Source organism: Pediococcus acidilactici, assembly GCF_016127815.1.
GTDB lineage: Bacteria > Bacillota > Bacilli > Lactobacillales > Lactobacillaceae > Pediococcus > Pediococcus acidilactici.
Map to the genome: position 1 here is coordinate 1,158,303 of NZ_CP066046.1, position 13,076 is coordinate 1,171,378.

The window sequence follows — 13,076 nt, forward strand, 5'->3', positions numbered from 1 at the left end:
TTGTAGTGCCGCCTTGTCAGCTAATTTTAGTCGGCAGATCTAAGTTAGCTGAGTTGTTTGAGTTTGGCTCTTGAATGCTTAGCCTAAACGGGCTCCTGAACCCAATCTCTTCCGGCTAACCTAATTACGTGATCAATTGCCAAGAGCGCGATTAATCCAGGTTCTATGCCACCTAGTCAAAACGGGCAAAAAGCCTTAGCCTTCTCCGGTTAACCAAGCATGAAGACGAATCTCAAACCCAGATTCATCTTCATGCTCAGTTAATCCTCAAAGACTGCCCAAGGCTTTTCGCCCTCTCCATCATATCCCACCTTGGTAGCGCTTTTCAAACCTTTCTTTAATGGTCGACGGGGTTTATTTTTTACCCGGATCAAAACCAGCAAGCAGTTTTTTTATCAAAATTCAAGGTTGTTTTGCCCCGAAATTCTTTATACAATATGTTGTGGCTATCTGGAAATTTAGGAATATTTAGTACTAGATTTCGGCGGCAAAAAACAAAAAGAGGGGCATTTTATGGTGATAATTACAGCAGGAATGATCGGCGTTGGTAAGACTACTTTGACGGGAAAAATTGCTGAATATTACGGGACACAGGCTTTTTATGAACCGGTTGGCGATAATCCAGTTTTACCGCTCTATTATTCAGACCCAAAAAGTTACGGATTTCTACTCCAAATTTACTTTTTGAACAAACGTTTTCAAATGATTAAGAAGGCGTTGGCTGATGACAATAACGTCTTGGATCGCTCAATTTACGAAGACGCCTTGTTTACTCGCGAAAATAACAAGGAAGGTAACATTACCGACACTGAATTCGAAGTCTACATGAACCTTCTTGATAACATGATGAACGAGTTGCAAGAGCTCCCTAAAAAAGCACCCGATTTAATGGTCTACGCAGAAACCGACTTTGACACCATCCTCTACCGGATCCGTAAGCGCGGTCGTGACTACGAACAATTCGACAATAATCCAGAATTAGAGTCTTACTACTACAAAATGTGGTCAGCTTATAAAGAATGGTATGAAGAATACGATGCAAGTCCTAAGATGAAGATTGATTTACAAAAATATGATTTATCAAACGACGACAACACCAAAATCATTCTTAGTCAAATCGACCGTAAACTAAAAGAAATCCGGGTTGAGGAACCTGTTCATAAGGCAATTTAGTTTAAGTAACCATCTTAATGTATACCATTATTACGTAAAACATTTTATTCAGTTACTAACCAAATTTCCATCAAAAGCTAGAAAGGCATCTAAACTAATTTAGAGCGCTTTTCTAGCTTTTATTTTTACTTCCAAGCATGTGAAATAATTCCTATACCATTTCGCAATCACTTATTGTAAACGCTACCAAATGTGCTTATAATTTAATTGTACTAAAAATCAAAGGAGGAATCACCATGTCTAAACCACGCACCCGCTGGTACACTACCGTTAGCATAGTCGTTATGTTTCTGTTTTCCCTCACCGTCACTTCGGCCAAGGCCCAATCCAACCCCGCCGATCTAGACGGTCAATCTGCCACCACCATTACCAAACAACTCAAAAATCACCAATACGATGAGCAAGCGTTAATGCAGTATACATATCAAAAAATTAACCAGCAAAATCCCAGTCTCAACAACGTCATTTACCAAAATCCTTCCGACGCACTAAAACAACTGCAGTCCCTACAAAAAACTGATCGGCAACAGCCTTTTTACGGCGTCCCGCTTTTAATCAAGGGGTTGGGACAAGCATATCAAGGTTATCCCAACACCGATGGACTGCCTTTCTTAAAAAAGGAAACTTATCCCACCACCAAAGTATTCGTCAAAAAATTGCAAAAAATGGGTTTCGTGATCCTTGGAGAAACTAACTATCCAGAAATGGGCTTAATTAACATCACCAATTCTAATTTAAACGGGGTCGCCCACAACCCATGGAATTTACTATTTAATACCGGCGGTTCTTCCGGTGGTGCAACGGCAAGCGTAGCCGCTAACGAAGTTCCGATTGCGACTGGAAACGATGCCGGTGGCTCTCTACGAATTCCAGCTTCCTGGTCGGGTGTAATTGGTTTGAAACCCACTCAAGGATTGATCGTTGGTGACTCAACCACTCCTTCAGTCGTTAACTTCGCGGACACTCGGGATATCACCGATACCCAAACCCTTTTAAAGGGACTCACGAACCCCAAACAAGCCCAAATGTTACAAAAAGTTCCTAAGAATTTGAAAGATTTAACAATTGCTTACTCACTAAAATCTCCGGTAGGAACTCCGGTTAGTCAAGACGCTATCAATGCGGTACAACAATCGGTCAATTTCTTACGGCAACAAGGATTTAAAGTCGTCCAAAAAGATAGTCCGGTTGACGGAGTAAAAATGATGCAGACCTACTATTTAGGCGCACTTGAAGACGGAGCCAACGCCAGTGAAAAATTAGGCCGACCACTGACTAGTCAAGACGTTAAGGATAAGCTCGTCAGTCCCATGACTTACGCCCTTTACGAAGCAAGTCAGAAAGCTCCTAAGTCTACTACCAATACTTTCATGAAGGAATTAGCTCTCGTTCATCGCCAAATGACTGCGTTCCACAAGCAGTATCCAATTTACTTAACTCCAACAACGGCCACTACTGCGCCACTGAATAGCGATCCAGCTTACCTTCCTAAGTACGTTGATCAAATGATGAATATTAAGGATCTGCCTTTCCAGCAACAAATGCAGTTGATTTACGATTCCTGGCTCCATGGCTTAACTAAGACGCCGTTTACTCAATTAGCTAACCTTGCTGGGGAACCCGCACTCAGTTTGCCAACCTACGTGAGCCCGTCCGGTTTACCATTAGGTGTGCAGTTACAAGGCAGCCAAGGCAGTGATGCCACGTTGCTTGCAATTGGGAAGATTTTTGAAAAGGAACATCAATTTAAATTCTTAAACGCTAACTACCCAACTAGTGATGCGTCATCACAGCAAACCACCACCACTACTAAATCTTCCAATGCTAACTCACTGAAACAGTTGCCTCAAACCGATGAGACCTCAGTAGATTGGCCAATCTACATGGGGCTGATTCTATTAGGGAGTGGAATTATGGTTGGCTACCGGATTTACCGTCCCCGTCGTTAAGTTGATTTTTAAAATTGAATTTTAATGGCTTAGCAGCGAAATTAATGTTCGCTGCTTTTTGCTATGTATAGGGTATTTAACATTCTTAATTTCAATATCTATCGTGATTTAAAGCATACTAAAAAGCAGCGGCGGAAAATCGCTTTTCCATCCCCTGCTTTAATAATTTACTTAATTATTTTTTACAATGACCACGTCTGGTGCAGCATTTTCCACTACGTAGCTAGCAGTAGAACCCAAGATTACTTGAGCAACCGTGCCCATCCCCGTAGCACCTAACACGATCAAATCAACGTCATATTCTTTAGGTAGCGTGTAACTTAACATTGATTTAGGACTCCCCTGTTTAAAGACCACTTCAATGTCTTCTGCAGGCAACCCCTGTTGTTGGGCATCTTGCTTTAATTTTTCGAGGGTGGTTTTCCATTGATCTAACGTATCTTGTAAATCAATTCCTGTTTCAATAACGCCAAAGCCTAATGAAACACTTGCGGTGTTAGCATGTTGCTTTTTCATCACACTTGCAATAATCAGTTTTGCATGGTTTGACTTAGCAATCTCCACCGCTCGATTAAATGCAGCCATTGATTCTGGAGAGCCATCGTAGCCGAATAAAATTTTCTTATAATCCATAATACACACCAACCTTTCAAAGTCTATTATACCAATTTAGCGCTTTCAGCATAGTTTTTTATTTGAGTTTTCCCGAATTATTTATTAAAGACTTTGCGTTATACTAAAACCACGAGGTGATCAAAATGCTTAAAATCAATCGACAAACTTTAAAAAGCCACTGGCCCGTGCGCCAAAAACAGAGCCATAAGGGCACTTATGGTCATTTATTATTAATTGCTGGAAACGCACAATACGGCGGGGCGGGAATTTTAGCCGCCTCCGCTGCCGTTTACGCTGGGGGCGGCTTAGTAACCTTAGCAACCGCTAAAAATAATTTTACCGCGGTCCGCGCAACTTTAGCAGAAATCATGTTGATCGATTTTACCGACTTTGATCAACTTAGCCAATCCTTAGCAAACGCAACTGGCGTCGTGATTGGTCCTGGTTTGGGCACTGATTCTACTAGTCTGGCCGTCCTTAATTTCACCCTGGCCCATATTGCCGAAGGAGTACCGTTAATTATTGACGGATCGGCAATCGATTTAGTAGCCCAACACGATTTGCAAGTTTCCCACCACCCGACAATTTACACGCCTCACCAAATGGAATGGCAACGCCTATCGGGAATTAAAATCGCGGACCAGTCGGTGGAGCGAAACCAAGCCGTGGTAGATCAATTAAACGCCGCCGTCGTTTTGAAGCATTACCACACCGAAATTTACGCGCCCGCCGCGCCGGTTGCCCAAATAATGGCTGGCAACCCCGGGATGGCAACTGGGGGCTCGGGCGATTCCTTAACCGGTATTTTGCTTGCCTTAATTGCTCAAGCTAACTCGGTAAATGAAGGGGTTCGCTTGGGAACTTTCTTGCATAGTTATACGGCGGACCTCATTTACGAACATGAAGCAGTCGTGCTACCCCATCGGTTAATTCGCCGGCTACCTGCCGTTTTAAAACAGCTAACCCAACCATAAGTTTTGCTAAATAAAAATACCAGTGGTCAGGAATCTCTACGCACCCTTTCCAACAATTTTCTCAATTAGTTGGTTTTGCGTTTCGTACCTAACCACTGGTATTTTATTATTCTGTTTTTAATTTTTCAATTTCTTCATCGCTTAGTTCCCGATAGGTTCCCGGTAGCAAGCCTTCTTCTAACTGTAGCGGTCCAAAACTAATTCGTTTTAGGCTAACAACCCGCTCGCCAAGACTGCCAACCATCCGTCGCACCTGATGATACTTACCTTCCTTCAAGGTCACGTGAACGAGGGTTTGCTCATCCAGCGCGGAATAATTTAGGATGGTCAAGTCGGCCGGCTTTAATTGGGTACCGTCTTTCAAAACCATTCCGTCGGCAAACTGCTTAACTGCCGGATCGGTAATTTGGCCGGTCACCACGGCTTCGTACGTCTTTTGAACGTGCCGTTCGGGCGCTAACAGTTGGTGGGCTAAGGGGCCATTGTTGGTAATCAATAATAACCCTTCGGTATCCTTATCAAGGCGGCCTACTGGGAAGAGATCCTTCCGAAAATCAACTTTATTAAATAAATCCATCACCGTCTTTTGCTTGCGGTCTTCCGTGGCAGTCACCACACCAAGGGGTTTATTCATCATAAAGTAGAAGTACTGCTGATAAGTAATCACCTGTTCTCCCAAACGAACTTGGTCAACCACGGGGTCAACCTTCACCCGTCCAGATTTAGCCACCACGTCATTAACAAAAACAGCCCTTTCCTTAATTAATTTCCGAATCTGACTTCGAGTACCTACATTCATATCGTGCAAAAACTTATCAACTCGCACAGGATCCCCCCTACTTAATTTTAAGCATTCTTCGTAAGCCCGCAGCACGTCCGCCGATAATTTCATCAGCTAAGCGACTTTTAAGGACACAAACTACGTAAAAGAGCCCGCCTAACGTAGCCGCCACTAAAATCACGATCAGTGCTTGAACCTTATTAGTCGGATTCATCACTAGATACAACCCGTTGGTCACTACAAACGCAATGAAAAAGGTCCCAAAAGAATAAGTAATAATTTTCCCGATAAAGCCATTGATCTTATCATAATCTAACCCGTATTCACGGTTAATATGGCGTAAGATTAACCAGTTAACTACGGCAAATCCAATTGCGGTCGAAATTAGCGAACCCACTGCCGAGAAAATGGCTACCATCGGAAATTGGAAAATAAATTTAACGAGCATCCCCACCACAAAATACTTCACAGCTAGGACGTTTTCGCCAATTCCTTGCATCACGGCAGAAATTACCGTAAACAATCCCAAGACGATTGCCACGTAGGAGTTGAACTGCAAAATTGCGGTACCTACGTCGCTGAGATGGTAAAACAAAGTGTAGGCCGGTTGGGCAACTGCTGCCATCCCTAAGGCGGACGGAATCATCAAAAAGGCAAATAGTAAAATTGAGTCCGCCACTTGTCGGCTAATTTCCGCCCGGTCCCCCCGGGTCTTGGCTTCCGATAAAATCGGCACTGACGTAACCGCTAGTGCAGATGCCAACGAAATTACAATCATTACTAATTTGTTAGCGTTAAAGGCGAAAATCGCAAACATATTATTTAAAACGGTGGCCGAATAATCACTGACCGACCGCATAATCCGAAAGAAAGTGTATTGGTCAATCAACTGAAAAATTGTGATTGCTGAACCAATAATAATAAACGGAACTGCTTGCGCGATAATTTCTTTGTACAAACTAGTAGTCGATATTGCCAGGCCGTTCACACTATGTTGGGATAAATACCTTAGTCGCCTGCGATACTTAACAAAGTACCCAATCAACACCAGTAAACCGCCCAAGGCACCAATAAAGGCGGCAAACGTGGATTGGGCCACTCCATAAACCCAGTCACCATGGTTTTTGTACATAATTAAGTACGCAGTTACCAACATATAGGCCACCCGCGCTAGTTGCTCAATAAATTGAGAAACCGCCGACGGCCCCATTTCTTGGTATCCCTGGAAAAATCCCCGGGTTAAACTCATCGTGGGAATTACCAAAACGGCCCAAGCTAAGGCGTGGAGCACGGTAGTTACGTTTGGATCCCCGTCGTTTAAAAAGGGTGCTCCAAAGAACAAAATTGCCGCACAAACTACCCCCGTTCCTACCGATAGTAGTAACCCCCGCTTATACAAACGCTGACCTAACGCAAACTCGTTAATGGCGTTATAGTGGGCGACCTGTTTGGAAATTGCGGATGGGATTCCGGCAATTGCCGCGATCAAAAAGAAGCTATAGATATTATAGCCCTTGGTATACAGGGCGTTTGCTTGATCACTATAAACTCCAAACCAAATTACCCACGGGATAATATAAATCGCACCTAAAATTCGCGAAAAAATACTGCCCGCTGTCATCCAAGCCGACCCTTCCAGCATCTTAGCTTTGGAAGAAGAATTACCACTATTCTCCCTTAACGGTTGCGAGCCTAAGTATTGTGATTCCGCGGTATCAAATTCAGATGGTTTATCCATTTTAAAACCTACTTTCACTAGTCAATCTACATTATTTTAATACACTTAGCGACCCCCGACAATTAAATTTCAAAGACAATTACCTTTTGAATAGGAATACAAATCGATCATAGATTTGAAAACTAGTTTTTCTTTAATCGCCAGACTTTTTTAAAAAGACTTTTCAACTAAAAAGGGGTTAGAATCCACCCTGAATTCTAACCCCTAATTTAGTTTTTAACTACGTCGCGAATATAGCTTCGTTTCACACTAAACTTTATTTTGCAACGATGTTAACGATCTTATTCGGGATGACGATCACCTTTTTGATGTCTTTTTCCGCAGTCCATTGTTGGATGCGTTCATCCGCTAAAGCAATTTTTTCTAATTCAGCTTGGTCAAGGTCCTTTTCAACCTCTACCTTACTCCGTACTTTTCCGTTAACTTGTAGAATCACTTGCACGGTGTCTTGTACTAACTTACTTTCATCATAAGTTGGCCAAGTTTCGTAAGTGATGGTTTCGTCATGACCCATGATTTGCCAAATTTCTTCGGCAACGTGTGGAATGATTGGCGAGAGTAACTTCACAAGGTCTTCCATGTATACCATTGGTAATGCGTCCGCCTTGTATGCTTCGTTAACGAAGACCATCATTTGCGAAATGGCAGTGTTAAAGCGCATGTTTTCGTAGTCTTCCGTAACCTTCTTAACCGTTTGGTTGTAAATCAAGTCTAACTTGTGGTCGTTAATCATCGTGATCCGGTCTCGCAAATGATTATTATCGTCAATCATTAGCCGCCAAACCCGCTCGATCCACTTCCGACTACCATTCAAGCCTTCTTCACTCCAAGCCACGGATTCGGTCAACGGACCCATGAACATTTCGTAGAGCCGGAGAGTATCTGCACCAAACCGTTCTACGATGTCGTCCGGGTTAACTACGTTGCCTTTGGACTTAGACATTTTTTCGTGGTTGCTTCCCAAGATCATCCCTTGGTTAACTAGTTTTTGGAACGGTTCCTTAGTTGGCACTACTCCAAGATCATAAAGAACCTTGTGCCAGAACCGCGCGTATAGCAAGTGAAGCACCGCGTGTTCTGCACCACCAACGTACAAGTCTACCGGTAACCATTCCTTGAGCAGATCTTCGTCGGCAATCTTGTTTTGGTTCTTAGGATCCACGTAGCGTAAGAAGTACCAGGAACTCCCTGCCCATTGTGGCATGGTGTTGGTTTCCCGCCGGCCTTTCCGTCCATTTTCGTCAACCACGTTCAACCAATCCTCTAAGTTAGCGAGTGGACTTTCACCCGTACCAGAAGGTTTGATATTGTCCGTAGCAGGTAACCGTAACGGAAGTTCATCTTCAGGAACTAGCGTAGTTTCGCCGTCTTCCCAATGAATTACCGGAATTGGTTCGCCCCAGTAACGTTGGCGAGAGAAGACCCAGTCGCGCAACCGGTAGTTAACCTTTTTATGACCAGCTCCGTGTTCTTCTAACCAATCCAACATTTTATCAATAGCTTCTTGCTTGTTTAAACCATCTAAGAAACCAGAATTAATGTGTGGGCCATCGCCAGTATAAGCTTCTTCATCAAGGTTGCCGCCTTCAATAACCGGCACAATGTCAATCTTGAACTTTTTAGCAAATTCGTAATCGCGAGGGTCGTGAGCCGGAACCGCCATCACCGCTCCGGTACCGTACGAAGCCAATACGTAATCCGCAATCCAAATTGGGATTTTCTTGCCGTTAACGGGGTTAACTGCGTAACTACCAGTGAAGACTCCGGTCTTGTCCTTATTCAAATCGGTCCGTTCCAAGTCTGACTTAGTCGCGACCGCTTGCTTGTATTCTTCAACCGCTGCCTTGCTTTCAAGGGTGGTCAATTGGTCAACTAGCGGATGTTCTGGCGAAATAACTAAGTACGTTGCCCCATACAAAGTGTCGGCACGGGTGGTAAAGATTTCGATCTTTTGGTCACTATCTTCCACATCAAAGAAAACGCTGGCCCCAATCGAACGACCAATCCAATTCTTTTGCATTTCCTTAATGCTGTCAGGCCAATCTACTAAATCTAAGTCATCGATCAACCGGTCTGCGTAAGCAGTGATTTTTAAAATCCATTGTTTCATTGGCTTCCGGTAAACTGGGAAACCACCGCGTTCAGTCTTTCCGTTCACCACTTCTTCGTTAGCCACAACCGTACCACCCATTAAGTCGGGCGCCCAGTTAACCAACGTTTCTTTTTCGTAAGCCAACCCTTTTTTGTAGAGTTGTTCAAAAATCCATTGGGTCCACTTGTAATATTCGGGATCGGTCGTGTTAACTTCCCGTGACCAATCGTATGAAAAACCTAGGGACTGGATTTGACGTTTAAAGTTCTTAATATTGTGCGCAGTAAAGTCCTTCGGGTTGTTCCCCGTCTTCATTGCGTATTGTTCGGCAGGTAATCCAAAGGCATCCCACCCCATTGGATGTAATACCTTGTATCCTTGCATCCGCTTCATCCGGGACATAATATCTGTAGCAGTATAGCCTTCAGGATGGCCCACGTGCAGTCCTTGCCCAGATGGGTATGGGAACATATCTAAAGCATAGTACTTCGGCTTTTGTTCACTTTCAACCGTTTTAAAAGTCTCGTGTTTTTGCCAATAGCGTTGCCACTTAGGTTCAATTTCTTTATGATTGTAAGCCATATTTTCCTCCATTAATTATTTACTGGTTGCTTCCGGATTAATTTAACCGTGTTTGGTAGCCATTGCTAGATGAATTGGCGAATTTTTTAAAATAAAAAAGCCTAAAGACTCTCAAAAAGAATCTTTAGGACGAAAATTTCCGCGGTACCACCTAGTTTTGCTAACGCACACTCAAATCCATAACGCGGAACACGCCATCCCCTACTTAAAGTTCAAGGACAGATTTACAAAGACGAGTTCACTAAAGTTACTCCGGATTCGCACCAACCATCCGTTCTCTGACAGTAAACTTTTAGCTACTACTTCTTTAACCAGTAATATTTAGATAGCATTATCATAACAGTAACCACCAACGATTACAACTAGATATGGTAAAATTAATCTTAATTGTTAAAGGAGAATGAAATGCGATTTAAAAAGTTTGGTTGGTTAATTTTAAACTGGTTACCCCTGCTAGGCCTGCTGACCTTAGTTATCTCGGTCAGTAACCGTTGGAATTGGGTACATACATACGACCGTTATCTACAAAAAATCATTCACGGCTGGCAAAGTCCGGGGCTAACCCCGCTGGTCAAAATTTATACCCAATTGGGGAACGCAAAGCCCTTCATTTTTATCAGCATCGTGATCTTAGGAATGCTGCTATGGCGGGGATATGACCGCTTAGCCGCCTTCTTCCTTGCAAACGTGGTGCTCGGCAACGCGATCAACCACCTGATTAAGCTTTGGATTCGGCGTCCCCGCCCACATTTTCGTTTAATCACGATTGGGGGGTACAGTTTTCCCAGCGGGCATTCAGTGGCGGCAATGCTGCTATTTGGCAGTTTAATTTTCATCACTACCCAAACGGTCCGCTCCCCTAAATGGCGGATTAGCTGGATCTTAACCTGCATAATCCTGATGCTCCTTCTGGGATTATCACGCGTCTACCTAAACGTCCACTATCCCAGCGACGTTACGGCTGGACTACTACTGGATTTGGTAATCTTGCAAACCACCCACTGGATATTTTATCGAAAGAAGGAATCCCAACATGCTTGATAACGCAATGCAGTACAGCCATCGGTTGTTGGCAGAGGTCGTACAACCTGGTGACCACGTTGTTGACGCAACCATGGGCAACGGTCATGACACCCTTTTCTTGGCCAATTTAGTACAATCACAAGGACGAGTGTTCAGTTTTGACATCCAAGCAGCGGCCCTATCCGCGACGGAAGCACGGTTAGAAAAGCAGTTGCCTGATCACCAACACGTGCAACTAATCCAAGATAGTCACGACCAATTAGCACAATACGTGGATACCCCGATTTCCGGTGCCGTTTTTAACCTCGGCTACCTGCCTGGTGGTAACAAGCAAATCATCACCCATTCGGCGTCTACCATTGCGGCAGTACAACAATGCCTGCAACTATTAAAAGTTGGTGGTCGGGTCGTTCTAGTTTGTTATTACGGCCATCCCGGAGGTGCCGCTGAATTAGCTAAATTGCTTGAGTTTACTGCAAATTTAGATCAACACCAATTTACCTGTTTACGCTACGAATTCATTAACCAAGTCCATCAACCGCCAATCCTATTGGCAATTGAACGTCGAAAATAATTCTTTATATAAAAATGGGAAAGCATCCCTTCTGCAACTTTAATATCGTTGCTAGAAGTGGAGGACTTTCCCATTTTTGTTATTTATTTTTTTGAGTACGCGGCCGACTAAACGCATTAATTACGATTGCAACAATAATCAAAATGAAACCGCAAATGTAGATATTGTGTAACGCGCTGTATAAAATGTCGCGCAACGTCGGTAATAAATCAGCCGGTAGCTGTTTAGCAGTTTGTGGATTAATTACCTGATTCATCATCGTCATGTTAATCCGAGGATGGTGGGCAATGCCCATGTTGATCGTGCCGTTCATAATGATGCCAAATACGGACATCATGATGGTCTGACCCAACGTTTTTGCCAAGGTATTAAACGAGGTCGCCACCCCGATTCGATCCTTCGAAACTAGTTGCTGGGAGATTACCAAAGTCGATGTAATCGTAATCCCAAACCCAACTCCTAAAATGGCTGCGATAAAGAAGAAGGCGACGAACGGTGTCGAAGCAGGAATTACTGCTAATAAGAAGCTTCCGATTGCTAAGATAGTTAAGCTGATTCGCAAAATTTGGTTAGCCTTTAGTTTAACTAGCATCTTGCCAGCTAAAAAGGAACCAAAGATCCATAACACGGAGCTAGGCGTTACCGCAAATCCAGCTAACGAAGCGGGTAATCCCAAAATCCCCTGCGTCCAAGTTGGTAAATAGACTTCAAATCCGATCAACAATCCCGATACTAGCATGGTCGCAACGTTTTGAATAACAAACGTCCGGTCGTTGAACAAGTCAAGGAAAATAATCGGATCTTCCGCACGTCGTTCCTGCCGAATAAAGAGCGCGCCAGCCACCACGAAGATGATAAATGACAATCCCAAAATTAATTTAGAAGCGGTGCTTTCTCCTAACAACTGGAAGCCGTACATTAAGCCCAATAGCGACAACATTAGCCATACGCTGCCCCAATAGTCGATCTTTTTGCGGTGAACGCTAACTTCTTCTTTCAGGTAAAGCTGGATTAGGATAATTGTAATAATCCCAATTGGCACGTTAATAAAGAAAATCCAGTGCCAACTAAGGTTATCAACGATAAAGCCCCCTAATAGCGGAGCAATGATTGAGGCAATTCCCCAAGCAGAACCGTTAAGTCCCATTACCTTCGCGCGCTTTTCCAAAGAATAAATATCCGCGATAATCGTGTTGGAAACTGGCATAATTGAACCGGCCCCAATTCCCTGTAAAGCTCGCCAAATAATTAGCGTAGTCATCGAGTGGGCTAACCCACTTAACATTGAACCGATTAAAAAAATGATAATCCCGATTATAAAAACGCGTTTGCGTCCAAAAATATCAGATAATTTTCCGTAGATGGGGGTAAAAATTGCGTTCGTCAATAAGAAGATTGAAATTACCCAATTCATCAAATTAACTCCGTGCAAGTCCCCCACAATGGTTGGCATCGCGGTTGAAACGATCGTTCCTTCAATTGCCGACATAAAGGTGGCAACAAAAATCGCAACCGTGACCAACGCAACGTTTGTTTGCTTTTTCTTCATCATAACCTCACGTTTAAAATGTTCAT

At 43.4% G+C, this 13,076-nt stretch carries 10 protein-coding genes and 1 other annotated feature; of the genes, 5 read left to right on the forward strand and 5 right to left on the reverse strand.

Features of this window, described 5'->3' with window-relative positions; translation table 11 throughout:
• The first annotated feature begins 513 nt into the window (after nucleotides 1–513).
• On the forward strand, nucleotides 514–1,173 hold the full coding sequence (locus I6H64_RS05775) for a deoxynucleoside kinase (RefSeq protein ID WP_005919122.1): 660 nt from the start codon (nucleotides 514–516) through the stop codon (nucleotides 1,171–1,173).
• A gap of 236 nt (nucleotides 1,174–1,409) precedes the next feature.
• Entirely contained in the window at nucleotides 1,410–3,122 is a 1,713-nt protein-coding gene (locus tag I6H64_RS05780) for an amidase family protein (RefSeq protein WP_056985213.1), read from the forward strand.
• A 171-nt stretch (nucleotides 3,123–3,293) separates the two neighbouring features.
• On the opposite strand, the gene I6H64_RS05785 is transcribed toward I6H64_RS05780, so the two are convergent.
• Nucleotides 3,294–3,755: a universal stress protein gene (locus tag I6H64_RS05785; RefSeq protein ID WP_005919128.1), complete on the reverse strand. Its 462-nt coding sequence runs from the start codon at nucleotides 3,753–3,755 to the stop codon at nucleotides 3,294–3,296.
• Nucleotides 3,756–3,880: 125 nt separating this feature from the next.
• On the opposite strand from I6H64_RS05785, the gene I6H64_RS05790 reads away from it, so the two are divergent.
• On the forward strand, nucleotides 3,881–4,711 hold the full coding sequence (locus I6H64_RS05790; protein WP_036685781.1) for an NAD(P)H-hydrate dehydratase: 831 nt from the start codon (nucleotides 3,881–3,883) through the stop codon (nucleotides 4,709–4,711).
• A gap of 106 nt (nucleotides 4,712–4,817) precedes the next feature.
• Here the strand turns inward: I6H64_RS05790 and I6H64_RS05795 are convergent, their stop codons facing one another.
• From I6H64_RS05795 to leuS, 3 genes are all read right to left on the reverse strand, one after another.
• Entirely contained in the window at nucleotides 4,818–5,537 is a 720-nt protein-coding gene (locus tag I6H64_RS05795) for a pseudouridine synthase (RefSeq protein ID WP_008842212.1), read from the reverse strand.
• Nucleotides 5,538–5,547: 10 nt separating this feature from the next.
• Complete coding sequence (locus I6H64_RS05800; RefSeq protein ID WP_036685779.1) at nucleotides 5,548–7,230, reverse strand: putative polysaccharide biosynthesis protein; 1,683 nt, start codon at nucleotides 7,228–7,230, stop codon at nucleotides 5,548–5,550.
• 256 nt (nucleotides 7,231–7,486) lie between these two features.
• Nucleotides 7,487–9,904, reverse strand: a complete 2,418-nt coding sequence (leuS, locus tag I6H64_RS05805; RefSeq protein ID WP_036685777.1) for a leucine--tRNA ligase — start codon at nucleotides 9,902–9,904, stop codon at nucleotides 7,487–7,489.
• A gap of 122 nt (nucleotides 9,905–10,026) precedes the next feature.
• Nucleotides 10,027–10,228 (reverse strand) — a binding site (T-box leader).
• Between the two features lie 81 nt (nucleotides 10,229–10,309).
• On the opposite strand from leuS, the gene I6H64_RS05810 reads away from it, so the two are divergent.
• Together I6H64_RS05810 and mnmM are read left to right on the forward strand one after the other, a co-directional pair.
• Entirely contained in the window at nucleotides 10,310–10,945 is a 636-nt protein-coding gene (locus I6H64_RS05810) for a phosphatase PAP2 family protein (protein WP_008842209.1), read from the forward strand.
• Nucleotides 10,938–11,501 carry a tRNA 5-(aminomethyl)-2-thiouridylate-methyltransferase MnmM gene (gene mnmM / locus I6H64_RS05815; RefSeq protein WP_008842208.1) on the forward strand — a complete coding sequence of 188 codons (564 nt, stop codon included), beginning with the start codon at nucleotides 10,938–10,940 and terminating at the stop codon, nucleotides 11,499–11,501. Before I6H64_RS05810 ends, mnmM begins: the two co-directional genes overlap by 8 nt.
• A 79-nt stretch (nucleotides 11,502–11,580) precedes the next feature.
• Here the strand turns inward: mnmM and I6H64_RS05820 are convergent, their stop codons facing one another.
• Entirely contained in the window at nucleotides 11,581–13,050 is a 1,470-nt protein-coding gene (locus I6H64_RS05820) for an MDR family MFS transporter (protein ID WP_002830670.1), read from the reverse strand.
• Between the last annotated feature and the right edge of the window lie 26 nt (nucleotides 13,051–13,076).

Bases quoted from the DNA above. Each gene is read 5' to 3' on its own strand.
- I6H64_RS05785 (WP_005919128.1), bottom strand. From the start codon at position 3,755: ATGGATTATAAGAAAATTTTATTCGGCTACGATGGCTCTCCAGAATCA.
- I6H64_RS05780 (WP_056985213.1), top strand. From the start codon at position 1,410: ATGTCTAAACCACGCACCCGCTGGTACACTACCGTTAGCATAGTCGTT.
- I6H64_RS05790 (WP_036685781.1), top strand. From the start codon at position 3,881: ATGCTTAAAATCAATCGACAAACTTTAAAAAGCCACTGGCCCGTGCGC.
- I6H64_RS05820 (WP_002830670.1), bottom strand. From the start codon at position 13,050: ATGAAGAAAAAGCAAACAAACGTTGCGTTGGTCACGGTTGCGATTTTT.
- mnmM (WP_008842208.1), top strand. From the start codon at position 10,938: ATGCTTGATAACGCAATGCAGTACAGCCATCGGTTGTTGGCAGAGGTC.
- I6H64_RS05800 (WP_036685779.1), bottom strand. From the start codon at position 7,230: ATGGATAAACCATCTGAATTTGATACCGCGGAATCACAATACTTAGGC.
- I6H64_RS05775 (WP_005919122.1), top strand. From the start codon at position 514: ATGGTGATAATTACAGCAGGAATGATCGGCGTTGGTAAGACTACTTTG.
- leuS (WP_036685777.1), bottom strand. From the start codon at position 9,904: ATGGCTTACAATCATAAAGAAATTGAACCTAAGTGGCAACGCTATTGG.
- I6H64_RS05810 (WP_008842209.1), top strand. From the start codon at position 10,310: ATGCGATTTAAAAAGTTTGGTTGGTTAATTTTAAACTGGTTACCCCTG.